The sequence below is a fragment of the Acidithrix ferrooxidans genome, assembly GCF_000949295.1.
GTDB classification, from domain to species: domain Bacteria; phylum Actinomycetota; class Acidimicrobiia; order Acidimicrobiales; family Acidimicrobiaceae; genus Acidithrix; species Acidithrix ferrooxidans.
The window spans coordinates 1-25578 of sequence record NZ_JXYS01000029.1; the positions used below are offsets into that span (position 1 = coordinate 1).

At 46.4% G+C, this 25578-nt stretch carries 20 protein-coding genes and 1 pseudogene; 5 read left to right on the plus strand and 16 right to left on the minus strand.

Features of this window, described 5'->3' with window-relative positions; genetic code table 11:
- Nucleotides 1-922, plus strand: a pseudogene (locus AXFE_RS19095) (IS1595 family transposase); the annotation flags it as partial.
- Here the strand turns inward: AXFE_RS19095 and AXFE_RS06170 are convergent.
- The 8 genes from AXFE_RS06170 to AXFE_RS06205 all read right to left on the minus strand — a co-directional run bounded on the left by AXFE_RS06170 (nt 910) and on the right by AXFE_RS06205 (nt 12329).
- Nucleotides 910-1779, minus strand: a complete 870-nt coding sequence (locus AXFE_RS06170; protein WP_052605024.1) for a pyridoxal-phosphate dependent enzyme — start codon at nt 1777-1779, stop codon at nt 910-912. The pseudogene AXFE_RS19095 and the gene AXFE_RS06170 sit on opposite strands and share 13 nt — an antisense overlap.
- Nucleotides 1780-2161: 382 nt before the next feature.
- Entirely contained in the window at nt 2162-2899 is a 738-nt protein-coding gene (locus AXFE_RS06175) for a class II glutamine amidotransferase (protein WP_052605025.1), read from the minus strand.
- Nucleotides 2900-3659: 760 nt separating this feature from the next.
- On the minus strand, nt 3660-4928 hold the full coding sequence (gene ahcY / locus AXFE_RS06180; protein WP_052605026.1) for an adenosylhomocysteinase: 1269 nt from the start codon (nt 4926-4928) through the stop codon (nt 3660-3662).
- 100 nt (nt 4929-5028) lie between these two features.
- On the minus strand, nt 5029-6084 hold the full coding sequence (locus tag AXFE_RS06185; protein WP_052605027.1) for an SIS domain-containing protein: 1056 nt from the start codon (nt 6082-6084) through the stop codon (nt 5029-5031).
- Nucleotides 6085-6283: 199 nt separating this feature from the next.
- A complete protein-coding gene (locus tag AXFE_RS06190; protein ID WP_052605028.1) occupies nt 6284-6508 on the minus strand; it encodes a Trm112 family protein in 225 nt (74 codons plus the stop codon).
- A 1-nt stretch (nt 6509) separates the two neighbouring features.
- Nucleotides 6510-7889: a phosphohexomutase domain-containing protein gene (manB, locus tag AXFE_RS06195; protein ID WP_052605029.1), complete on the minus strand. Its 1380-nt coding sequence runs from the start codon at nt 7887-7889 to the stop codon at nt 6510-6512.
- Between the two features lie 227 nt (nt 7890-8116).
- Nucleotides 8117-10564: a glycosyltransferase family protein gene (locus AXFE_RS06200; protein WP_052605030.1), complete on the minus strand. Its 2448-nt coding sequence runs from the start codon at nt 10562-10564 to the stop codon at nt 8117-8119.
- A 1012-nt stretch (nt 10565-11576) separates the two neighbouring features.
- The gene (locus tag AXFE_RS06205) at nt 11577-12329 is read right to left on the minus strand and encodes a CPBP family intramembrane glutamic endopeptidase (protein WP_152625904.1); all 753 of its coding nucleotides are present in this window, start codon (nt 12327-12329) and stop codon (nt 11577-11579) included.
- Between the two features lie 242 nt (nt 12330-12571).
- Here AXFE_RS06205 and ftsH point away from each other — a divergent pair, with 242 nt between their 5' ends.
- Nucleotides 12572-14527 carry an ATP-dependent zinc metalloprotease FtsH gene (ftsH, locus tag AXFE_RS06210; RefSeq protein WP_235347667.1) on the plus strand — a complete coding sequence of 652 codons (1956 nt, stop codon included), beginning with the start codon at nt 12572-12574 and terminating at the stop codon, nt 14525-14527.
- A 416-nt stretch (nt 14528-14943) separates the two neighbouring features.
- On the opposite strand, the gene AXFE_RS19915 is transcribed toward ftsH, so the two are convergent.
- Entirely contained in the window at nt 14944-15123 is a 180-nt protein-coding gene (locus AXFE_RS19915) for a hypothetical protein (protein ID WP_160291750.1), read from the minus strand.
- 826 nt (nt 15124-15949) lie between these two features.
- Here AXFE_RS19915 and AXFE_RS06220 point away from each other — a divergent pair.
- From AXFE_RS06220 to AXFE_RS06230, 3 genes are all read left to right on the plus strand, one after another.
- Nucleotides 15950-16162 (plus strand): hypothetical protein, encoded by a 213-nt coding sequence (locus AXFE_RS06220; protein ID WP_152625905.1) that lies wholly within the window; start codon nt 15950-15952, stop codon nt 16160-16162.
- An 85-nt stretch (nt 16163-16247) separates the two neighbouring features.
- Complete coding sequence (locus tag AXFE_RS06225) at nt 16248-17120, plus strand: carbohydrate deacetylase (RefSeq protein ID WP_052605034.1); 873 nt, start codon at nt 16248-16250, stop codon at nt 17118-17120.
- 117 nt (nt 17121-17237) lie between these two features.
- On the plus strand, nt 17238-17429 hold the full coding sequence (locus AXFE_RS06230) for a twin-arginine translocase TatA/TatE family subunit (RefSeq protein WP_200891199.1): 192 nt from the start codon (nt 17238-17240) through the stop codon (nt 17427-17429).
- Nucleotides 17430-18458: 1029 nt separating this feature from the next.
- Here the strand turns inward: AXFE_RS06230 and AXFE_RS06245 are convergent.
- From AXFE_RS06245 to AXFE_RS06275, 7 genes are all read right to left on the minus strand, one after another.
- Nucleotides 18459-18851: an SCP2 sterol-binding domain-containing protein gene (locus AXFE_RS06245; RefSeq protein WP_052605037.1), complete on the minus strand. Its 393-nt coding sequence runs from the start codon at nt 18849-18851 to the stop codon at nt 18459-18461.
- Between the two features lie 144 nt (nt 18852-18995).
- On the minus strand, nt 18996-19847 hold the full coding sequence (locus AXFE_RS06250; protein ID WP_052605038.1) for a PIG-L family deacetylase: 852 nt from the start codon (nt 19845-19847) through the stop codon (nt 18996-18998).
- A 365-nt stretch (nt 19848-20212) separates the two neighbouring features.
- A complete protein-coding gene (locus AXFE_RS06255) occupies nt 20213-21565 on the minus strand; it encodes an ABC transporter substrate-binding protein (protein WP_052605039.1) in 1353 nt (450 codons plus the stop codon).
- Between the two features lie 375 nt (nt 21566-21940).
- Nucleotides 21941-23053, minus strand: a complete 1113-nt coding sequence (locus AXFE_RS06260; protein WP_052605040.1) for a branched-chain amino acid ABC transporter permease — start codon at nt 23051-23053, stop codon at nt 21941-21943.
- Nucleotides 23053-23931, minus strand: coding sequence for a branched-chain amino acid ABC transporter permease (locus tag AXFE_RS06265; protein WP_052605041.1), 879 nt, complete (start codon nt 23929-23931; stop codon nt 23053-23055). Before AXFE_RS06265 ends, AXFE_RS06260 begins: the two co-directional genes overlap by 1 nt.
- Before the next feature lie 48 nt (nt 23932-23979).
- On the minus strand, nt 23980-24684 hold the full coding sequence (locus tag AXFE_RS06270) for an ABC transporter ATP-binding protein (protein WP_052605100.1): 705 nt from the start codon (nt 24682-24684) through the stop codon (nt 23980-23982).
- A gap of 49 nt (nt 24685-24733) precedes the next feature.
- On the minus strand, nt 24734-25504 hold the full coding sequence (locus AXFE_RS06275) for an ABC transporter ATP-binding protein (RefSeq protein ID WP_082058541.1): 771 nt from the start codon (nt 25502-25504) through the stop codon (nt 24734-24736).
- Nucleotides 25505-25578: the final 74 nt, after the last annotated feature.

Here is a 25578-nt window from a genome sequence, read left to right on the forward strand (position 1 = left end):
TACGCTTCGCTTCAGAGGAAGCATGTGAAGATCATTTGATCAAATAGCTTATGCTATGAGGGATTTAGATGCCCAAAGTGTGACTCTGACCAGTTTACCTTAATCAGGCCAAACCATCGAAGAAATGCAGCATCTCGAGCTCCACTTTTTCAATGTAAATCTTGTCACCGTCAAACTAGCGTTACCTCCGGAACCATCTTCCATCGAAGCCATATCTCTTTATCCAAGTGGTTCTCCGCTATCTATCTATTGTCCAACGACAAGCGTGGTCTTTCGGCTACTACCATTGCTAAATTCGTTCAAGTATCTTATTCGACTGGCTGGTTGATGCTAAATAAGCTACGAAAAGCAATGGCTGACCGAAATGGTTTATATAAACTTGGAGGAAACGTCCAGGTAGATGAGTTCTTTTTAGGTGGTGAGAGCCATGGCGAAGGCAGAAGAGGAAAGGGAACAAAACAAACCAATGTCCTAATTGGAGTGTCGATTAGCAATGGTGCTCCTACTCATTGCTTCATGGAAGTAATCAAAGATACCACTGCTAAATCACCCAAAGATGTTTTTGTGAGACGTTTAGATTCTAATACCAAGCTGATAAGTGATGGTAACCCAAGTTACGGGGTATGTGCTGAAAGACCTTGGACTAGCGCACTGGTTCACTCTATCCAAAGACGAACAAGCACATGTAACATTCAAATGGCTCAACATCCTGATAGGGAACTGCAAGAAATTTATCGACGGAACATACCACGGACGTGAGGAACATAAGCAACTTTACCTCGAGGAATTCGCATACCGATTCAACCGAAGGCACTTTGAAATGTCCTTGGTAGAGCGACTTCTCAATACATGTGTGTTTGCGTCTCCACATCCGCTACTCCGCGAATCTGATTCCAAAATGGCTCTTGCTTACGAAACTTGATAAGTATGAATCGCTATTCCACTGGCAATGCTTGAGCCAGCGCTCTCCCCGCAAAGATAAGATGACGACTGTGTCAAGCTTTCTTCCCTCCACTTTTTGGCAATTGGCGAACACTCTGATGCCTGTACTGCAATGATTCTAGGGGAGCTATCGATCAAACCTAGGGACCTTAGCTCACGAAGTCCTAACGAAACCCCAAGTAGCAAGGTGCCATTGCCTAGGGGGATAAAGATATTCTCGCAGAGTCTTCCCCCAAGCTGTTCGAACAATTCATAGAGATAGGTCTTGGTTCCATTGAAAATAAGTGGATTGTAGATGTGGCTTGCATAAAAGATCTTATGGCTCTCCACGTGGTCGATAGCGGCTTCTGATGCCGCCGAGCGATCACCCTGAATTACATGAACCTTCGCCCCAAAAGCATCCAATTGCTTTATTTTACGCTTTGTGGTTCCCTCTGGAAGGAATATGTCCAACTCGATACCTGCCACTGCACAATAAGCGGCAAGTGAGACTCCGGCATTACCACTGCTATCTGCGGCCGCACGATGAACATTGATGGCCTTAGCATGGCTCACAAGCACCGTAGAACCCCGATCCTTAAAGGACAAGGTTGGCATCAAATAATCAAGCTTCAAAACCGATCCTACGGATTCCTTGATAATCGGCGTCATGCCTTCACCGAGAGTTATTGCAGCGCCAAGCGAGGCGCTGGACGTATAGGGAGACAAAAAATCATATCGCCACAAAGACCAATCGTTTGCATCCCTAAAAATTCCTCGGCCAACATCGCTCTTTCTCAGATCGAATAATCCGCCACACTCACAACGCCAGGCATAGGTTGAAATGTCATAGCTCATGGCACAGTCTCTACAAGAATAAGAAAGCAGCTCTAAACACCTACATCTCAATGGCTAACAAAACTTCAAAATCTTAACTACACGACTTATCTTTGTTAGCGCGAGTAGAAAAAATTACGGATCCATACCTCAAAGCTAGAGAAGATTTAAAGGCGTGCCCACAACAAAAGGGTGCACCACCAACCCGCTAAGTCATGGGTAACTCCGCAGTTATCACCTTGCATAGCATCAAAGAGCTATCTGGCGAGTTCAAAAGAAAAAGATCACGGATCGATCATGCTACAAAGGTCAATCAAATAAAATACACCCATTACTCTTTCACAAAACAGGCTCAATATTAACAATAACCTAGCCAATAAACCGCGTCGTGTGAAGCAAATTCCTAGAGAGGAATAGATCTAAAGGCCATGGTGCTACGCTCGACAATCATCAATTTACGATTGTCAATCGCCTTGGCGTTCTCTCTAACCCAACCACTCGAAGCCACCACTAGCGCATCTTGCAAAACCTGGTAGGAAAGCTGATAGTAATCGTCTGGGAGATCATTCATAATTTGGCTTGTATCGTAATACGAGAGTACGTAAAGAAAATCTGGTGTGACTAACATCGAATTCAAACTGGAATACGACAAAGATTGAGAGATTCCTTCGGCAGCACGACTGATTGCCTGTTCTAGTGGGAACGCCTTGGCATAGGTCATAATCAATCGAAAAATGAGTTCGCTGTCTGTAGTTCCTTCGATCAAATTCATCTGATCACTATCGATCCAATCTTTTATCTTCTCAGATTCAAAAATTGATCCATTATGACAAAATGCCACCTCGCCATCGATGAATGGATGGCTGTTTGAAGGCGAAATCTCTAGATCTAGCGTCGCCCATCTCAAATGCACGATTCCAATATCTGCTTTCGAATAGCGCGTCATTGAAAAAAATTCATCATCGCCATATGCTGAATTCGGCGACTTCTCAAAGGCCAATTCGTTATTAAAAAACTGGGCTATCCCCCAGCCATCGCCATGTTGCAGAAAAGACAGCTTCTCAAAATCCTCGAACCCTACCCCAGCAAGTTTGCCTATCGGTGTAGGACTCTCGCATACAAATCCAAGAAGTCGACACATTAGTTCAACCCATCTTTCCAGAGATCAATAAAAAGAATAACCCTGCGCACTTCTTCTCTTAGTCTTTGACAATTAAATCAATCTCGCTCATCTTTATCGTTTAGCAATCTGATTAGCAAGAGAATCTAGGAAATCTTCGACGACATATAGAATATACCCAAGGAAAATAGCCGAGGAACCTGGACCAAATTACAAGACCCCAAATGGCTGGGCCTTTCACATCGCGACAAACAAGTTGCTGTGTAATATACCACGGTCTCAATCGCTGTAGATCTTCAACCGTAGTAGTCGAAGATAAACCATGTTCATCAGTCTCGCCCAACTACCTTTACCTAGTTGGTGACCGATTTCAAAATATTTCAAAAAATCCTATGGCCAAGTAGAGCTCTTTTATAAAAGGGTCGAACGCGTAAACGAGCTCTACTCTTTTAGCTGCAATAGTTGCAAATTTCACTGGCAAGTCACTGCACAAATTCGAGTTATGACAAATCAGGAAACATATAAAAAGCCAAACCCTTTCAGAGTGTAACCGACTAGCTGACCTGGTCTTTGACCCCACACTTGCCCTAGGTGATCAATTAAAAGAATGATCACCAACTTTGACTAACGAAGATCCCCTGTGGATCAAACGAAGCTGGGACTTACTCCTAAGCCGCACCATGATCACCAACCAATAGTTGGCTTACGTGGATCGTTTCGCCTACGACTGGCATCGACTTTCAACCACAGACCTAGCCGGCCACAACTCTATTAGATGATATTATGCATGATTCCACGAAGTGAGGTATTCCTGCTGAATATCGGTCAGGATATCGATGCTAATTCCCATCGAAGCCAGCTTTAGCTTTGCGACTTCATCGTCGATCTCACGAGGAACATCGTAAACCTTAGACTTAAGCGTCTGTGAGTTTTTCACAACCCACTCAGCAGCTAGGGCTTGATTAGCAAAGCTCATATCCATCACTGCAGCAGGATGGCCCTCTGCTGCTCCCAAGTTGACGAGGCGTCCTTCAGCGAGAACCCGAATCTTTATCGGACCAGAGTCCCCATCGATCAAAAACTCCTCAACCATCGGCCTAACCATGCGACGTCTCTCGCCACTAGCCAAACGCTCTAGCGCCTTTAGGTCGATCTCAATATCAAAGTGGCCAGAATTGGCCAAGATGGCCCCATCTTTCATTACCCTAAAATGATCCTCAACTATAACGTCTCTGTTGCCTGTAACTGTTATAAAGATATCCCCCTCTTTTGCTGCGATAGCCATCGGCTCTACCCTAAAGCCATCCATTACGGCCTCTAGCGCCTTAATAGGATCGATCTCAGTTACCACAACTTGAGCGCCCATGCCTCGTGCTCTGGATGCCACACCCTTACCGCAATAACCATAACCTGCAACGACAACGACCTGGCCTGCTAACAAAACGTTTGTCGCCCTAATAACACCATCCAGTGTGGACTGGCCTGTACCGTATCGATTGTCAAACATGTGCTTTGTATCCGCATCATTCACGGCAACTATCGGAAATTCAAGTGCTCCATCAACTTCCATAGCTCGAAGGCGAATCACACCCGTTGTCGTCTCTTCCGTTCCACCGATAACCTGTGAAATATTCGTTTTTCGAACGGTATGCAGACGAGTCACAAGATCGCAACCATCGTCCATTGTGATTGTAGGCACCTCATCCAAGACAGAATCGATATGAGAGACATAGACTTCTTGACTTTCGCCGCGGATCGCAAAAATAGAGATCTCATCATGCTTTACCAGGCTTGCTGCCACGTCATCCTGGGTGGAAAGTGGATTCGATGCACATGCTACGACCTTTGCACCACCCGCTTTTAGAGCTCGAAGAAGATTTGCCGTCTCGGTTGTAATGTGCATACATGCTGCAACCGTTTGGCCAGAAAACGGTTGCTCTTTGGCAAAACGCTCTCTGATGGATGCCAAAACAGGCATCTCCGAGTCGGCCCAATTGATCCGCTGCTTTCCTGCATCGGCAAGCTTAATGTCGGATATATCAAAATTCACTGGATTCACTTTCTACAAAAACATCTATTTAGAACGACAATGCTATATCAAAATCTCAAAGACAAGAACCTTATAAAGATACAAAGATCGACCCCTTATACTAGAGTCTGGGGTCCTTGAGCCTTTCTTTTAGCTCGTTGAGCACTGCTATGGGGCCTGGATCGACTCCGTAGGCACCCGCTAGGTGAAGCGAGACAAAATCTCCTATAATGGCCAAGTCAAAAAATTGAGCCAATTCACCCTCACCTTGGGCGTTTACTTCAAACGAATCAGATACGTTGGGATCGATAAATTCGCTGGTGATTTCATAGCGCCTCGAAACCTGCGGATGCTCGTTATCGTGGCGCAACCGAACGACTACCAAATCTGATTTCGTCATAGGCCTAAGGGATTCCCACCCGGCTAACTCATTGTGGCAATTTTCTGGGTATAACGAACTGAAAGCCATTGCCTTGGCATTTTCATTGATCTGCGCGCGCCAGCGTGTTGATGCAGCCGACCCAACCGATCCAGAAGAGTGCAAGAGAGTCAGCTTAGAGGTGAGTCTCTCCGCAATCTCTTCAGCCAGAGACTTCCTACCTATCAATTGATCTCTTCGACGAGAGAGTTGGGAGATTGTCTGATCGATCCAATAACTTCCGCCGGGGAAGAGACCAATCGCATCTAAAACCGCCAATGGTGGAATCGACAGAGCACCAAGAGCAGCTCGTGGTTGAGGTATCGAATCAGGAACAGAGATATAGGTGGAGTTGGTATCCATTGCCAGATCTGCCAGCTCCCCGCCGGTCGAAACAACTACGACTTGTGCGCCCATCTCAACAGCCATACCCACTGCTTCTTGAGTCTCCTCCGTCTCTCCGGAAAAAGACATTGCAAAGACCAAAGTGCTAGGAGAAATGTATGCTGGGGTGGTATAAGACTTCACGACGGAAGCTGGCACTGGAAGAACGGGCCCAGCAGCCGCGACTAGTACATCGCCTGCGATTCCGCTTCCGCCCATTCCAAAGACTACAATATTCTCGACTTTGGACTTGTCGGGAAGGTTCGAAATTTCGGCCACTCTTGCAGCCGCAGCGCTAACTTGTTCGGGCAGTGATGAGGTCACGTCCCACATCGACAATGAGTCGGCAACCTTATAAGGCCATTCTGTGCTCATCGATCAGCGCTCACTTTCATAAATTCTCTTAAATTAAGACACACTCTAAAGCTGCTGCGTCAAAAACTAATTCGACGCGAGACAAATTTATCTCAAAATTGGATAAACAAAAAGCCCAAGGAGATTGAACTGAAAAAATTCGATCAATCGCCCTGGGAATGGGCTCCAAGACTCGCATATAAAGTCCCAATGGGAGATTTCAGCCTTTACCGGTGACTACATGATCAAGTGATCCAAGGCGAGCGGCTTCTTTATCATCAACTATCTCAGATTCATCGACCAGCAAAATCGGGATATCGGTTTCTATCCTAAATTTGCGTTGCGACCTTGGGTTGTAGAGAATATTTTCACTCTCGATATACCAAAGCTCACCTTTGTCGACCGGGCAAACAACCAGAGATACCAACGTCTGTGAGATACTCATCTCAACTCCTAACTGAATCAGCCTTGGAAATTACCGCCAAGACTTCCGCTAACTTTGAAGCAACCTCTTCTTGAGTTCGCGCCTCAAGATTCAACCGCAATAGCGGCTCAGTATTAGATGGTCGCACATTAAACCACCAATCACCAAAATCAAGAGTCAAGCCGTCTATCTCTGTGGCGCGAGCACGCTTATCATAGGCATTTTTGATAAAAGCAATAACCGCGTGGGCATCGCTTACCCGCGTATTTACCTCACCAGAGTCACAATATCGCTCAAATGGCTTTCGAAGCTCAGATAGCGGCGTCTGAGATTTAGAGATCTGCTCCAAGATAATCAAAGCCGCAATCATTCCAGAATCAGCTCGATAGTTATCCCGAAAATAATAGTGGCCAGAGTGTTCGCCACCAAAGACAGCTCCCGTCTCAGCCATTACATCTTTAATAAAGGAGTGGCCTACTCGAGTCATAACCGGGACTCCACCTGATTCAATAATCACTTCCGGTACAGCCTTTGAACAGATCAGATTGTACAAGACGGTCGAACCCGGCGACCTCTCGAGCATCGCCTTTGCAACCAAGGCAGTGGTCAGTGAGCCAGATAACGGGGCGGCATTATTATCGACCAAAAAGACACGATCCGCATCACCATCAAAAGCCAGGCCAACATCTGCGTTCAAAGAGACAACCGCATTCTTCAAGTCAGCGATGTTCTCGGGCTGTATTGGGTCTGCCGGATGATTTGGAAAGTTACCGTCTAATTCACCGTAGAGAATCGTCAAGTCGAATGGTAGTGAACCAAATACCGAAGGCACGACATAGCCACCCATACCATTTGCGGTATCAGCCACGATGCGCAGAGGAGCTAGCTTGCTAACGTCAACGAACGAACGAATGTGATTGCTAAATTCCTCCAAAAGATCAACTTTGTTATTGATCGAGGCGTTGACACCTGAGTCGGCGACCTCTTTGAACTCTCCATTCAAATATCTTCGAGCATTCTCTTTTATTTCGCCAAGGCCTGTAGCTTCCCCAACTGGCTTAGCCCCAGCTAAACACATCTTTATCCCGTTGTAGGCTGCTGGATTATGCGATGCCGTAAAGGTAACTCCGGGCTCATTCAGTCGACCAGAAGCAAAATAAAGCATATCCGTAGAGCAAAGACCAATCTCATCCACACCAACGCCAGCTCGATTAGCACCGCTAATAAATGACTCGCTTAGAGCAATACCACTTGGACGCATATCTCGTCCCACTACGATTCGCTCAGATGCAGCAAATTGACCAAATGCGTAACCGATGGCCTCTGCCACCTCAGGAGTCAACTCTTCAGGAGCCAACCCGCGAACATCGTACGCTTTAAAAATCTTGTCAAGCGAATCCACCAGAAAACCTCGCTAGCTAAAAAAACGCAGTCAAAAAGACTTGCGATCCATTCCACATTATGAATTTGTGGACACACGAAAGTATGAATCTAGTTGATAATCTCCGTTTATGAGCGATAACCAGCATGCAAATTCGTAACGGGGGTGCCATTATTCGTAATAGTAAAATTCAAGACTTTGAGATGAACTTTATATCAACATTAAATTAAAGGAGGTAAACAGCCGAACTATGAGCGAAAGATTGCAAGGATCCTTTTACGCTCAACAGCAATAAGAGCCAGCACTAGGGTAATCAAAGATATAATCGTTCCGAGATTATCAGCGGCACTGTTTTGGTAAGAGACTGTGACATGAGATGAAGTTGGATAGACGACCATTTCATTGGGAGCAGCCCTATATGGCCCTAGTCCCCCGGAAACCTTAAAATTAGGAAAATAAGATTCCTTGATAATTACAGGCACACCAGGCCTACTTACATTAAAGGAAACCGTGGAGTTGGTCACTTTTAAGTTGGAAACCACAACTGACGGTAGCGGCGAAGTCTTGGTGACGGTCTTGTTGGCAGGTACTCGCAAAAGACCAGCTGGGCCGCTGGCAAGTCTCACAACAGAATATTCACTTGGATTTTGGTAATACAATAAAGCTGGGGGTAGCCAAGAACTCTGCGCATTTGTGACTCCTGTCATAACCACTGGAGCCTGCGTGAGCGGAGTGACAATCTGGGAGTGACTCACCTCATAGATGTTCCAGGTCTCAGTGAGAACAGGCGTCGTAGAGGTAGGGCTTATCGCAGGGAGTGTGGCGATTAGTTTCAAATTCGGATTTTCATTGGCCGCTATCTTCAGGGCCGGCGAAAACGCCATATAGTATCGCACGCCTAGCAACTGGAGGTGCTGCACTCCAAGGCCAACATTTATACCAGAATATGGTAGACCTGCCATCGCCTCCGAAGGTGCAGCGGAAAGTTCAGACTGATTTAGAAAGTGATAGGGAGTCGTTGCCGAAGATTCAAAAAATAGGCCCTCCATCGAATCAATACAATTATTCGTCCAATAAGGCAAGAGCATTAGAGCCATTGGAGTACCGAAATCGTTTTGGTTCGAATTATATTCCCACATAGCGCGCCCGCAACCATACTTAGCACCGACGCTCTTCATCTCGAGCATCAATGCTCTATATTCGCTAAAACCAACCTTTGCTTCGTATCCCGTGTAGTTCCATTTGATCCAGCTCGGAACAAAGCTAGGGGTCACTTTGATCGGAAACCAGGGGGGACTTCCCACAAGTTGGAGTAAAACCACAGCCAAAATTGATACCGACGAAAGTACATACAGCGCTCTTCGAATTGAGGCTACTTGAGCTTTAGCAGTCGCCCTTGCCATGCTCTGAGCCGGAGCTATATAGTCCGACAAAATACCGCCGGAGCTATCCTGGGATCCAGTGGGGGCCCCATAGCGAGCAGCCGTGGGGATCTGCAACCCTATCGAACTTCCAATCGAAGAACGAACTCCCGGAAGAAGCTGGAGAAAGATGGTTTTGCGCCATCCAAATAATGCCGCTAACAACTCGACAATGACATAGACGCCAATAGCCGCCAAGATATATATCGCTAGGACATAAAACGGAAGGACACGTCCGTTGTAAACGGCCTTTAGCGGGAAAAAGACGAAAGCAATAGCAGAGGTGACCGCAACAGTCCCAAAGAGGCCACCTATTTCAATCTTTAGAAAAAGAGAAGCGACAAATCCAATTACAGCCAGAGCAATGTAGACGCGCAACTCTGAAGGGAAAAGGCTCACGGCATAAGTGGTAATACGTGACCAACCCATTGACGTTGAAAAAGAATAGTTCACGATGAGCGGTATTTCCCAGATGGCCGACAATCCGATCATTATCAAGATTGAAATGGTTGCCCCTAAGACTAAATTTCGCTTTCTCCTAATTACTGCCAAAAAAATCAAGATTGCGACAGCAAAAGCGGCTGGAATGATATGAGCCAGCAAGGTCGCTGAAAGCAAGATTCCGCTAGCCACTCTCCGCTTCGTGGAACCGGGATCAACAAGCAAGACGGCAACGGCGAAAAAACACAGAGATAAAGAGATAGCAAACGAATACTCACCAGCTAATGTTGATGCGATATTTCCGCCATCGATTGTGAATGATCGATCAAATAGGTAGGCGACAGCCATTATTGATGTCAGCCCCGACAGCAGATAGCCAACCTTCATAGAGCGAGCAAAATAATAGATTGCAATCGGAAGGGTGAGAGGGCCAATTGCTGTAGTCAATTTGAATGCAACGCCGTAGGGGAGTATAAAACTCAAAATGGCTGTAATTATCCCTGGCAAGGGGAAATAAAAGACATAAAGTGGATATCCTGCATACCACGAAGAGCTCCAACCGGTAAGGCGAAAATGGTTGAGAATGTGATGGATGTAAAAATACGGAACTGAAAAATGAGCTCCCGTATCGCCACCGGTAGTTGTGGTATTGGAGAACAAAAGGCTTGGATGATACTGCCAAATCAAAAAGACGACTGTACTAGCAACTATGAAATAAGTCAATATTCGTTCGAATGAAGAACTTCTTCCCTCCGAAGGCGGCTCAGCACTGTTCTGGGGTGAAACGTCGGTTCCGTCAGTACCATCGGCGTTCAAATCGGTCTCAACGAACATGCCGAATCTCCCTATGTCCCTTCACTCTCAGGATGCCCCAACATAAAGCGAATCGCGTCCGCCAAAAACATCCTTCAAGTTAACTTAGTTCGGCTTGCCACAAATATTGAGACAAGGACGTCAAAGTCACGCCCTATTCAGGGATTTCTAACCCCAACACTAAAGACTTGCGGCTGGATCTGAAGATGAAGATCGACCCTAGAAGTCGAAGGCGTTGATCTAGCGACATTTGTCTGACCCCTATTCGACCAGATTATCAAAAGTGCCCACCGATAAAAGGACATCTCAATAACCAGAGCTTTAAAGTAAAGCCAATGCCTGCGCCCCAAAACTTTGTCGGAAACTAAACACTGCAGCTCTATGGTGGACTTAGGCACAAGATTATCAACAGAAGTTCTGCCTAACCAAAAACGCATTCTTGATCTCGATTCATAGTTAGCCCAAAGGATAAAAGTCGCTATTTAGTCATTAATTAAGATCGACTATCGAATGGGAATCCCTTGACTTGTCATCATTTAGGGATTGGAAGTCATCCGAAGGTCAATCGATTACGGAACTATCGACGAAGTGCCGTTGCCAAAGTAAGGACCTCAGAGACCTCGACACTATCGCCATCAGCATTCCAGATTCTCTTTTCACAATGCGAACAAGAACGCAGCGTGACATTATGGCCACCGATGTTGAGAGAGATTTCGACGGTTGTGCCTAAACGGCAGTTTTCACAGAGCACAGGAGCCTCCAATGGTAACATTATGGCGGTAGGGCGATCAGATCCTGAAAGCTTTCAAAATTAATCGTCACCTTGTGATCAGACCTTTAGAAAAAATTCAACGATTAACTAAAAAATTCAAAAGACAAAGAAGTCCGCCTACGCCCTATTGCAAATTTGAATGAATTTTCAAACAAGCTAAAAGATAGAGACGATCAAGTTGGCTATCATAAGGTGGAAATCAATCTGAGAATAGCGCATAGATTTTCTCTAGATCGCCATGTTAGGCAGCCCCAACGGGATTCAACGGTGAACCAAGGCGATGAAGGTGACCAAATTGAAAGAGGCATGGGTCACTATTCCCGCGCCTAAGCGCTTTAACTTGATTCTGTAGACCGCTAGCACTATTCCCACGGCGAACAATCCCAAGGTTTGCAGAGGCTCCACGTGTGCGAGTGCGAAAATAATCGCAGAAGAGACAACCGTAATCAAGTTGCCAACAAAAACCGTCATCTTCCTTGTTTTATAGCCGATGCTACCCAAAAGTAGCCCGCGGAAAAAGATTTCCTCAGCAAACGGAGCACCGACAACAATTATCAGTCCAACAACAATCGTGTCTATCGAGAGGCCATGAGCTGATGAAGTGATTTGATTGGCCGGCCCGGAGAGCTGATTTTGCAAATTTGGAATCACTGACTCTAACGGCAGGTATAGCAAAGGTATGACAACTAATTGCAATAAAACCCCGGACAAGATCCCAATAGGAAGGTCGATCTTCAAATTGAATTTAAGACCGTAATCCCTTCTAAGCGATCCGGTTCCACGCCTCTTGGCAACGAAATAGGCACCACCTAAAAAGCCACTCCAGGTTCCAATAGAGCTAGTTATCAAATCCCCAACCGAAAGGCCAGCTAAAGATGTCTTTTCATGAGTTGCAACTATATAGATGAGAACTAACAGGTTCGCCAAGAAGATGGCCAATGCTAAAAATCCAAGGGCGCCCCAAAGACCATCGATCACAAACTCGCCGTTATCTTGACTACTGGCTTCGCGCATTCCATCAAATCCTAACAAGAACTCTTTTGGCCCTTTAGTCTCGTGGCCCTTCAGAGGGTTCTAAGCGATCCAAAGTTGAATCCCTAAGGTCAAGATGCTAAAGGTCAAAGACGAAAAATAGTGACAAAAAGAATGGAATCAGGGGACAAAAGCCATTGAATCACCCCTTTTTAATAGCTCGCCGAGATCCAAGGGCAATATAATTTTCTCACTCGCCTAGATTGTTAGTAATGAGCAGACAAATGCCTGATATGAGGCCACAGGGTCAAAACCCTCTAAAGAAAGTTCCCGGAGGCCAGGAGCAAACATGGAAGTGGCTCGTTGGAGTTTCCGTCGCCGTAATCCTAATCTTGGTACTTACGTTGAACGTATTCAAAACAACGCCCGCAACCACGCTGTCGTATTCCACATTCCTACAAGATGCAGGATCCAAGCAAGTTGCAACGGCGCTGATTGATAACTCCACCGGCAAAATTACTGGGCAATTCAAAGACGGTACAACTTTTAGCGTCTATGGACCATCGCCCTCGGTCCCCAACGACCTCACGACGCTTCGAGGCGAGGGAGTATCGCTCAGCTTCGCCACGTCGCAATCTAGCCTTATTGGCCTTCTGATTAGTTGGCTAGGACCAGTGCTATTACTAATTGCTCTCTTCGTATTTCTAAATCGACGGGCTCAAGGGCAAATGAGCGGCATAATGTCAATTGGACGCTCACGGGCAAAGGTTTACTCTTCTGAAAGACCCAAGACAACCTTCGATGATGTCGCTGGCTATACCGGGGTCAAACAAGAGATCACTGAGGTTGTTGACTTTTTAAAGAATGCCTCTCGTTTTAAAGAGATAGGAGCACGCGTACCCAAGGGAATACTCTTGGTAGGCCCTCCTGGAACGGGTAAGACCCTTTTAGCCCGAGCGGTAGCAGGAGAAGCGGGTGTACCTTTTCTTTCGGTTACAGGCTCAGACTTTATGGAGATGTTCGTTGGAGTCGGAGCATCGCGGGTTCGAGACCTCTTCCAGACTGCTCGCAAGCAGGCCCCTGCGATCATCTTTATAGATGAGATCGATTCGATTGGACGCAAGCGAGGCGCAGGTCTTGGAGGCGGCCACGACGAACGCGAGCAGACATTAAACCAGATGCTCTCTGAGATGGACGGTTTTGATACGACCGAGGGCATCGTAATGATGGCAGCGACAAACCGACCGGACATATTGGATTCAGCTCTACTGCGCCCCGGAAGATTCGATCGACAGATAGTCGTACCTTTACCAGACTTGGAAGAAAGACGTCCAATCCTTGCTGTTCACTGCGTCGGCAAGAGAATAGCTGATGACGTAGACCTCGAAGTAGTCGCACGCGGTACACCCGGTATGAGCGGAGCTGATCTAGCAAACCTAGTGAACGAAGCGGCACTACACGCCGTTCGACGCGGCGACAACCAGATCCATATGGAAGATTTCGAAGCGGCGAGAGATCGCGTACTCATGGGTCAACGTAGAGATTCGGTTGTACTTTCTGATGCAGAAAAAGAGAGAGTTGCCTTTCATGAAGGAGGTCATGCCGTCCTCGCATACCTCTTACCACATGCCGACCCTGTTCATAAAGTCACGATTATCCCAACAGGAATGGCTCTTGGAGTCACACAGCAGCTTCCACTTGAGGAAAAGCACATCAACTCAAAAGAATATATTGAAGATTCTCTAGCAGTTCGAATGGGCGGACGGGTCGCAGAGATGATAATCTACGGCGACCTTTCTACCGGTGCATCAAACGACCTAGTTCGAAATACCGAATTAGCGCGCAAGATGGTTCGGGAATGGGGAATGAGTGCCCAGGTTGGACCAATGGCTTGGGGAAGCCAAGAGATGGTTTTTCTTGGCGAAGATCTAATGCATACACGCGACTACTCGGAACAGACATCGCGAGTCATCGACGAAGAGGTTGAAAAAATCCTTCGCGACCAAGAAGAACGAGCCATGGTTCTGCTCTCAAAACACAGGTCCGGTCTCGAAGCGGTGGCAAAGTCTCTCTTAGAGATTGAAACTGTTGCCGGAGAAGACGTCGGTCGGTTAGTTGATGAAGCCAACGGTGGACCGGTCCACGCCGCCGACAAGAACAAGTGGATTCCTCGAATCTCATACACCTCTGAAATCGACCAAACAACAAACTCAAACAACAATGGACTGCAATCCACTTAATTAATGGCTGAATAAAAATAACCATAGGTTTTACAGGGCGATAGAGCAGCTTCTATTACCATCTGGAGCCACTGGATTTAACTAAAGAAACCCCCACTTAGAAATTTCTAAGTGGGGGTTTTCGTCTATATTCGCACTATTTGAAGTCAAGACCAATGGCTCGAGGCGAGCTTTGCTCGAGCCAAATAAAAATCGTCACATAAAGTTCCGCGAGCAAGACAAGTTTCAATTGACAATTGCTGATATGCCAAGTTTCCGCACCTCCAAATGCACAGGCCCATTGAAAGTAATCCAAATACAACATTGCGAGAAGAAATGATCCTCCATCCGCGTCAAAGCTAAACAAGTGAAAGTAGCTACACCGATTCAATCCATAGTCCCAAAGGAACTCTCAGAACGGCATAGGTCCTTGGAATCTATCGATAAAGTAGCGCTTTGATAAATTGATACAAAATCTCAGAGTTAGGCAAAGATAACACTTTACGCCCAGACTCTAATAATGCTTTCGCTATAACCCACGCCATATTTTGGACCACTGCTCCATCGGCAGCTGTCACTAACCAATAGAGGCCCTCACCACTAGGAACGTTAAACACCTGATACCACGCAGATCCTCGACGTTACAAATAAAACGAGGGTCGCGCACCTTTTGTGTAAATTTGAACCTTATAATTTCCTGCCTTTAAATCCCTCTACCAGATAGATCTCTTGAGTTAGGTTAGCTTTCCCAACCATCAATAACTAGCGGTAGCGTTTTGTGGACAGATAATAAGATCTTGGCAATATCCACAGAGCACTGGCTCTTGACCTGTAAATCCACCTTGGACACCTAAAAATACATGGGCAGGCAACAAGCTAAACAATGACACCGCTATTGGATACGAGAACCCTGAGGGGACCTTCGAGCTTAGCAAGCAGAACGCTCTTGGGCAAGAGATTTCCTATGGTTTTACCATCTCACTCCAAGGATCAACAGACAACTTGCCTAGGCTCGATAGGATTTGGTCCAATTTGCAAAGGTTAAGTAAATGTCATGTTCACAAGACAATCAACCCACGGGTTAGCACTGTGCACCTAGACAATTGAACAAGTGAGCCCATAACGTAACTCCTTTGAAATTCACGGTTCGCATCTACTGTCGCATAGACCATAGCCAACCGCAATCTCTGTCAAACAAGAATTCCAAAAAACTGATTTACGAACTGTTCGATTGCCCCTTAGCAAGAGATCGAACTCAACAGGTTAGATATGATAGCAAAGACGCACCTAGTGCCAGTAGATCCCAGTGCTAATCAATCCCAGGGGCGAGCCTCGATAACTTGAAACGGCCATCGTCCTCACCGAGGCTTCGAGGATCTTAGAAAAAGTATATCGAACATTTGTTCGTAGCAACTGTCACAGTGGTATGAGATGATTCTTTCCATGAGAGGACAGATTCTACTTATTGAAGATAACGATACCAAGACTAAAACCATAGCGCACGAATATGACCATTTGGCCCCTGACTGGAAGCTTGATGAAAGAACACGTAAGCTAGGACTTTGGCAGATCGAGCAAGCACGGCGCCTTTTAATTTCTCAAAGCAATAATGATTCAAAGAGCGGATTCAAAGAGCGATGCGCTCGAGTTCGCTGAGAATAAGGGAGCGACCCTAACCCAGGACTAGGAGTTCACGACTAACGTAAAAGGGTAAGGTGTAGCGAATGTGGAGTAACGGCCAATGGAAACAGATGAGCTCCTAGAGCGCCTCGGCTTCAACCCTGAAGCCAAGCTTTCAATCTTCTCTTGTGACTACCTAGGTTTCTCGCACTCATTCAACGAAGGAATCTTCGAGTCTCTACGTGAAGGAATTGCCACAACGGCACGGTTAATCGTTGGTGCCCCATGGTCAAAAGAGGTAACCTCCCTCTATCGTGGAGAAGATATTGGGGTCTCGCTGGTCTTTACCTCAAGTCACTCCATCTTCTCGATGACACCGCTAACTCAGTCCCCCACTCTTCTCAATGGCTCGGGAGAATTTCCAAGTTCAAGGGTGGAACTATGGGAACATGCCGACACCGACGAAGTAAGGCGTGAGTGTAGAGCGCAGATTGAAAGAGCCATTTTTATGGGCTTCGACCCTTCTCATTTAGCATCAGAAGAACAGGCACTAATCCTTCGACCGGAATTCTTCGACGTTCTATTAGATATCGCAATCGAATTTAAGTTACCACTTCGAATTCCATTCGAAAGCGAGACAATCCACTTAGGCTTTCCCGCTGGCGCATTAGCAGCCGACGAAGGTATCGTCTCCCCGACGCACCAGGTCTGCAACTTCGACCAAGATGGCAACTATCAAGAGCCTGGGATAGATACTTTCACAAAGGCAATTTCAGCTCTCACTCCGGGAATTACAGAGATTTCATTTCGACCTTCGGCACAAGGGAGCGAGCTCGAGGCGCTGATGGGCCCGCAATCTAGCCATTACGATTCATCAAGAGCTTTTCTGACCTCCAAAGTTGCCTTGGAAATTATAAACGACTTCAAGATAACGCCCATTGGCTACCGAGAGCTCAAGAAAGTTCAATCCGACCTCCGTCGAACGATCAAATAGTGTACGATGGGAGAACATTAAGCTCCGTGTTGAGTCAATTGCAGATTCAACCATCAACTAAGGGCTAAAATGGCTTCTAAGGTGATCTCTATATAAGCTGAGATCCCAAACATAAGGATGGTTAACTTGCTAGCCGAGCTATTGGGACAAGACGCACTAATTGTAGTGCTAGTAATCGTTGTAATCTTCGGGGCCTCAAGGCTACCCAAGATGGCCCGTTCATTGGGTCAAGCAAAAGGCGAATTCGAAAAAGGACTAAAAGAGTCCGACCAGAGCAAATCAGCCACTGAGTCCAAGGACCAAGCTTAATTATTTTTAGGGTTCGACTCTAAATTGAACCCTAAAAATAGTATTCGTACATATCTTAAGATAGGGTCGCGCCTAGCTATGACCAAGGTCGTATAGATCATAAACTCATAGAACCTAATGACCCAGGACCTAACAGTGGCGAAACACGGCCCAAAACAGTTGAATGCAAACGTCCATCGTAAGGCAAAGCACTCCTGAGAAATTCGCTATCGAGTTTGTGCTCCACTTTGGAGTTTACGACAATCAAGCTACTAGTATCTACGATCTCCTTCTCGACCGTAGCGGCGAGCAACCAATGACGGTGCCAATCTTTCTATTGATCGAGCTATCGAACAAGAAATGCACTCAACGTCGTACGAAGCATTAATCGTATCTAACATGATTATCCACAAGTCAAAACACCAACTGATGACAATTATAAGCGAGGTTACAATCGTCAAATTTGGCTATGGGTCCTGAAGCTTGAAGCCGAGGGAGGCCTAGTTACCACCGTCACGGTTAGCACTAAACTCGGCATCTCTGAAATCGACTTGCACGTTCATGGAACCCAAGAACCTATATTTCGCCTCATGCTCTAAAGCGTTAGCTATAGTAAGACAATTTTTTGGGTGCGGCAAGAACCAAACCGGCACTCTGCATCGATCGGCATCTTCAAAGGCAAAATGCCTTTGCGTCTTGAACCAACCAGCAAAATCAGCATCCACTGCAGGTAGCATAAGCGCCGGCACCATCTCCTTTGGCCTCGATCAAGGCCAGACCCGCTCCAGAGCACCTCTAAAAGATATATAGGGTTGGACTTGATACGACCCAGAACTAGCGGCCAAACTTCCCTGATTCAAGTCATCAGGAAGAGTTTATTACTTAATGGACGAACCGCATGAAAACAAATATGACCAAAAATAAAGTTAGGCAACCCATATAGGTTGCCTAACATCTCTGCGACAAAACCCATCAAGGGGCTGAATCCGATTCAAAATAGTAATGCCAAAGACACACCGTCTTTTTGGCCGAACAGGCCGACCCAAAAGCTTAGAACTGCGTAATCTCTAGGATATCTTTTTGTAGTTGACGATATTCCGGAGAATTCGTAACTGGCAAGAGTGACATCAACTTGCCAATGTTGCCTTCTACTTTCATCCTACCCTGCATAAAAGCGGCGTTGGCATCTAGCTGAAGCTTCTGAATTTTGACTGCATCGTCGTAATTTTGGACGAGGGTAATCTCAGATCCGTCGAGCTCTCCGAGGTCACTCTCGATGAGCTTACCATTTTCAATGATCCAGTAGTAAAGAATATTGCCATCGGGACCACCCTCAATTCGATACTGAATACGAGCAGTAGCACCTTGACGCTCTGGCTGACCCTCGGCCAACTTGGCGCTCTCGTCTATCCATTCCTTGCTCAACCATAAATATTTAGACACCCAATAACCTCATCTTACAATACTAAAAATTAACAAAACACGGGGTGCCAAGGCACCTATCGAGCCTTAAAAGTACCCAAAACCAAAGCTAGCAAACTCTGGAACAATTTGTTAGGGAAAATCCAAAGCACCTAATCTGATTGTCTACAATCCACCAAATAAATCATCTTCAATTCCGACGAATTCATAGCCCACGGGTCCCCTGGCTAGATACAAGTCCTCCGTCGGGTATGCGTCGAGCTCGTCATCTACGTCAAGACCAAACCAAAACGGTGAGTTCGGATCTATCTGTGTGCGATGCGCCAGTAGTGCATCCCGCCGTATCTGAGAAAAGCCCTTGAGCGCTATCTTTGTTGTTGCGAGGTAATCCTGGATTGCGTCTTCAAACCAACCAGATGTAAAAGGTGACTCTAAGCCCAGCTCAATAAACTTCTCATGAATCGCGAGGATCCGCTCTTTAGTCCAAATGTGATAATACACCTTCTCAATTTCGTGAGGTGCATCGCCTTGAGGCTCGAAGGCTGGGTCTGAAGCCAACTCCATCGCTCGCATGGAAAGATGATAGACCCTAACGTGATCAGGGTGTGGATAGCGACTCTGTATCTCTGGGTAAGTGAGCATAACACTGGGGCGTTCCTGGCGAATGACGCGGGCAACAACGCTGGCGGCTTCATCGATTGGAACCATAGCAAAACAAGATGGATTCTCATTTGCCGGAGTTCCTACCATTCCCGAATCTCTGTAGCCCAATTTTACAAGGCGATGATAACCAATGATCTTGACTGCCTCATCTAACTCTTGAGATCGGATCATCGCGAGATTTGCTCGAACATAATCTGTCTTCATTGCAGGGTTAATAATGTCGCCCTCTTCACCACCGGTGGCCGTAATCAAGACTGCCCGGGCTCCTTCGCTAACATAGCGAGCTATGATAGCAGCGCCCTTTGAAGACTCATCATCTGGGTGTGCGTGTATAGAAATAATAGTTTTGTTCATTTGTAGCCAGACTACTTTCAATTCGCAAATGTTCGTACATTACTTCTTCTCTAAAATCAATGCACAGTCCAATCGCCCTACAAAAGCCAATCAACTATTAGCACAACCAATATATTCCCACGTCACATAGGTACCAAAGGTTCCACAACCTCAATTTTCCACACTCACAAACCAAGAAAACAACTCAAGCGGGCAAAGGTCATGGATAACCCATCATTTCATTATGACCAAGGCAACAACTCAATCCAATTGGTAATCAGCCGCAAAATATCCGCCAAACGCAAAAAGGATAGCCGCCAAAGCTGACGACTATCCTCAATGCGAGGTTGCTTCGAAATCTCGACTAAGAGAGCCCTAGGCGTCTCTTACTTCAGATTCGCAGGCACCGGAGCCTCTGCCGATGCATGAGTGGTAACTGCACCATTTACGTTGGTAACATAGATAGGCGAGCTTGGAGTCACGGTGTTATTCGCACCAATCGTCACAATTTCACCCCCCATAAAGCCAAGGTGCTGAGTGGCTGAATAACCCATCGGAACGAGACCTGGTCCAACCCAAGTCGATCCCTGGCTGTTTATTGCATTTATCAAGGACTGACGAGTTGGATTTTGGCCGGCCGCCTTCATTGCTAACGAGGTGTAATAGGCCATAGACATTCCATATACCGTATTGCCATCAAAGGGTTGCGATGCATCGTACTTGTCATGAATCTTCTTGAATAGCGTAATCCACGGATCCGAGGTATTGGCAGCTGGTGGCAGATAGGTCAAGGTTTGCAATCCTTGCAAGGCTGAACCGCCCACCTTTCCTTTGGAGAAGTTACTCACCAATCCAGAAAGAGTATAAGGATCAGCTCCAACGGACGCGCTCAAAAGAGCGGGCTGAAATCCAGTGGTAGCCATCGCCAAGAGCGCCAACGCTGTAGCAGCTGGAATCGTTAGGAGTACGACTACTTGGGCACCTGCCGCATGAAGTGAGGCAACCTGCGTTCCAAGACCATTAGCAAGAGTAGTTGGGTCATACGGTTGAGCCGAGACGATCTGTCCTGAGGTCAATATCTGCTTGAGGCCGATCAATCCACCGCCACCGAAATCATCATTTTGATAGAGGACACCGATCTTCATTCCGGGATACTTGCTCTTGATATAGGTTCCTAAGATCTTGCCTTCAATTATGTAATCAGGCTCAAATCCATAGGTATAAGGGTGGATCTTAGGCTGATTCCAACAATCACAACCCGAAGAGACAAAGATATCCGGAATCTTATTGGTATTCAAAAAGTTGACGACTGCTTGGTGAGTTGGCGTACCCAAACCGCCCAAAATACCAAACACATTGTCCTGTAAGACAAGCTTTTGTACCACCTGAACAGTCTGAGCCGGATTATAGGCATCATCTTCGTACTTTAGGGTAATACTTCGCCCGTATACCCCACCATGGGCGTTGAGATAGTCAAAAAATGCCTGTATTGCTGGCGCTATCTCGGAATAACCCGGTGCTGCTGGTCCAGTCAATGGCTGGTGCGATCCAAACAAAATGCTTGTAGCAGTAATCCCAGGAGCAGATGCAGTGTTTTTTGTTGCCCCTGGAGTCGAACTCGACCCAGAAGATCCGGACGAAGTTGTCGAACTACCACAGGCTGCTGCTAGCAAACTTAATGAAGCAGCCGCTGCCAAGATACGAAAGCGTTTCGTCAACGATGAACGCTTATTCCCCATTTATTTCCCCCTAATTATCAACGACAAATACTGACCATTCATGGCTTCGAGCACCCCGCCCGAACCAAGATCAATAGTTGTCTAATGTGATTCACTAAGACTAGACAATCCGCGGACGAAATGTTGGTCAATTCACAGTTTTGGGAGATAAAAATAGAGATCGATAAGAAAATTATTCAAACAAGACGACCGATCCCGTATCAGATAAAAACCTTAAAAATTAGAAGCCGACCTCAAGGCACAAAAACTCCGACTTGGGACGATCTATAGTCAAATAATAAAGATATCCATCTGATCGCCGCCATCGAATTATGGAGCTTCAAAGCGTTATCATGGGATAAAAATGATGAAAGTCAGCCAGAAGGCTCAATAGTCTCACTTAGATAATTTGCCTTGTCGTCTCAACACAACCTTTGAAAATCCACTTCTCAAAAGACCCTGTATCCCCATTGGAGCCAACAAGATAATCACGATCAAAAGTACTCCATATAAGCCCAAGGATAGATTCGCCGCGATTCCCTGGTTCAGGTTCAATTTCTCTGTAGCCGTGGTGGCCCACTGTGGTACGTAGACCATTATGAATGCGCCCCAAATCGGACCTGCTATGGTTCCAGTTCCCCCGATTACCATTCCAGCCAAAAGAGATATTGAAAGGGTAAGGGTAAATGCGCCCGGAGAGACATTCGACGAAACCAAAGCCAACAATGCGCCGCCCAAACCAGCAGCCCCAGCGGAGACAGCAAAGGCGAAGACTTGGGTCTTTTGAACTGAAATTCCCGAAATTCGACTTGCAATTTCGTCATCCCTCACAGCCCTCATATTGCGCCCCGTCTTGGAGCGTATGAGGTTTGCAAATATGATGATACCAATTACGATACAAATCATATCAATAACAGCTAGATATTGCTGAGCAGAAAAGGTTGCGCCCAAAAAGGCAGGTGGCGATGGTTGTGTAATTTGAAGCCCCTGATAACCACCAAAAAGAGATCGATATCGAGTCGCTATATCGGGTAATCCCAACGCCAAAGCGAGGGTAGTGCCCGCCAAATAGGGTCCCCTCAGTCGAGCAGCCACCAATCCCAACAAAGAACCAAAGATAAAGGTCACCAGCGTCGCCAAGATCAAAAGAACCGCTAATGGTAATTTGGTATGAAGTTGAAAAAGGGCAAAGGTCCAAGCTCCGATCGCCATTAAGGCTCCATGTCCAATGGAGATCTGACCATTCTGGCCAACCAAAAGAGACAGGCCCAAAAGCGCCAATATATAGGGCCCCACCTCAGCAAGTTGATAGTTGCGATAGAGGCTTAAGTGACCGCTTATTACAAAAAACAAGGCAATTGCGACAATTCCTATTCCGCAATTACGAATAAGTGGCAATCTCCATAAGGGCAACTTGATCTTCTCTGACGCAGCTTGATCCAATTGCTTTGGTGGAATCTCTGAGACGAGATTCTCATTTGATTCACCCGAAATCGTGGACTCCTCCATTAGACCCTCCGTTCCGAAATTGAAGAAAAGAGTCCTTGTGGCCGGGCCATCAGTACTACCACCAGAATCAAAAATGCACCCGGATTCTCTAGGTCCGAACCCAGATAGCCGCCTATTAGCGAGAGTGATACTCCCATTATCAACCCTCCAACAAGAGCGCCTACCGGCGAATCAAGTCCACCTATGATTGCAGCTGTAAAGGCAAAAACTAAAACTGCATCCATATTGTTTGGAAATAGAAAGACACGCGGGGCTGCGAGCATTCCTGCAACGGCACCGCCAGCACCGGCCAACGCCCACCCTAACGTCAACATCCTTCCAACCCTAACCCCTAAGAGTCGTGCCACCTCGGGAGCAAAAGCCGAAGCCCGCATCATCATTCCAAGTTTGGTATAGCGAAACAAAAAGACTAAAGCACCAAGCAAGACCAAGACAACAACCAATATGAATATGTCAAAGGGTGAAATACCTAATCTTGATTTCCCAATTTTGATTCCTATCAAAGAAAAATGGGATGGAAAGTTTCTGAGAGTTGCCCCCCAGATGACGCCGGCCATCGCTTCAAGGGTGATAAGTACGCCAACTGCAACGATCACAGCATTAAGGGGCGATTTCGATTCAACCCTCCTCATCAAAAAGCGCTCAATCAGTGCCCCGGCTATAAAACCAAAGATTACCGCGATCAAAAATGCCAGATAGTAAGGCACACCCCGATCTATGAGGGAGACAGCCACATAGGTAGAGAACATAGCCAATGCGGCTTGTGAAAAATTAATCACTCTGGTGGACCGAAAGATCAAAACGATACATATCGCCACAACTGAATAGATCAAGCCATTGCTCAAACCAATCAGCACAAAGTTACCAAGGTTACTCAATCTTCCCCCAAATCAAATTCCATCGTCAAAAAGTCTCCCATTGGGCACCTAAAAACCTAAATAGTGATGGCGTAAAGCTGCATCTTCCTTGATAGCAGAGGCCTTGTCTGATACGACCACCTCGCCCAAAGAGAGCACCACAGCTTCGTCAGCGACCGATAAGGCACTTCTCGCATTTTGCTCAACTAGTAAGACCGCAAGGCCCTGATCGTCACATAGCTTTCGAAGAAGTGACATTATCCCGGCAGTAACCAATGGAGCCAGCCCTAAGGATGGTTCATCCAAAAGAAGGGCTTTTGGCTCAGACATCAATGCTCGTCCTACGGCAAGCATCTGCCTCTCGCCTCCAGAAAGGGTAAAGGCTGCCTTGGCGGATCGCGGAAGCAGTGGTGGAAATAGCTCATAGACCCAATTCAATTTGGATTTAATGTCAAAATCCTTCTTCCAAATTGCTCCCAAGCGAAGGTTTTCATCCACCGTCATCTCCTGAACAACGCCACGCCCTTCGGGAACGTGTGAGATTCCCATTCGAGCTATGTCTTCTGGGTTCTTGTTCTCGAAGTGCAATCCGTCTATGGATGCACTTCCATCAATTGCCTTTACCAATCCAGACAATGTACGAAGCAACGTCGTTTTACCAGCGCCATTAGCTCCAAGGACCGCCGTGATCTTAGATCGATCGACCGACATGGTAACTCCGCGTAGCGCCTTCACCGGGCCATAACTCGCGGAAAGCCCTTCAACTATGAGCAACTTTTTCTCCCCTTGTAAAAAGTAAACTTCAAACCAATAATCGAAGGTGTCAAATAGTAACATCTTCCCCAAGGTAAGCTTGGGTTACTATTGGATTTGCCCTAATTTCGCTGGGATTCCCGTTCGCTATCACCCGTCCGAAGTCCAAGACTGTAATTGTCGAACATACCCGCATGACCAAATCCATATGATGCTCGACCAGCAAAACACCCAAATTCTTGGAGAGACCCAGGATTAAATCACCGAGCTCATCCATCTCAACGTTGGAAAGACCAGAAGCTGGTTCATCAAGAAGGATAAACTTCGGAGATAGAACTAGTGCTCGAGCTAAAGCAACCTTCTTTTGGATGGCATAGGGTAACGACGGAGGAAGGCGTTTAGTAAAAGGGGAAAGACCCAAATCTGCAATCACCGAAAGCGCCAAATCCTTGATTCGAGCCTCCTCGGTGACAGTCGCTCCTGCTCCCAATAAGGAGCGAAATGGCCCCACTTTGGTCAGCGATGTCCCGCCAATCATCACATTTTCAAGCACTGTCATTCGAGAGAAGAGGCCCAGACCTTGCAAGGTTCGAGAGACTCCCATCTTTGAAAGCTGCTCTGGTCGTAGTGTCTTGACTTCATTCCCAAAGTAGGTCAACTTTCCCGATGACGGCTTTACGAATCCGCACAAGACATTAAAGAGTGTCGTTTTCCCCGCCCCGTTTGGGCCAATAACTCCATGAACCTCACCCAAATTGGCATTTAGCGAAACTCGATCCAAAGCAACCAGACCGCCAAATCGAACTGTAACCTCGTCCGCAATCAATGTCGAATTTTCCATAATAGAGTTTGACATCATCCAAGGTCGATATCTGCGAATTTATAACATTTATCGCCCAATTCTTTCCGCCTAAC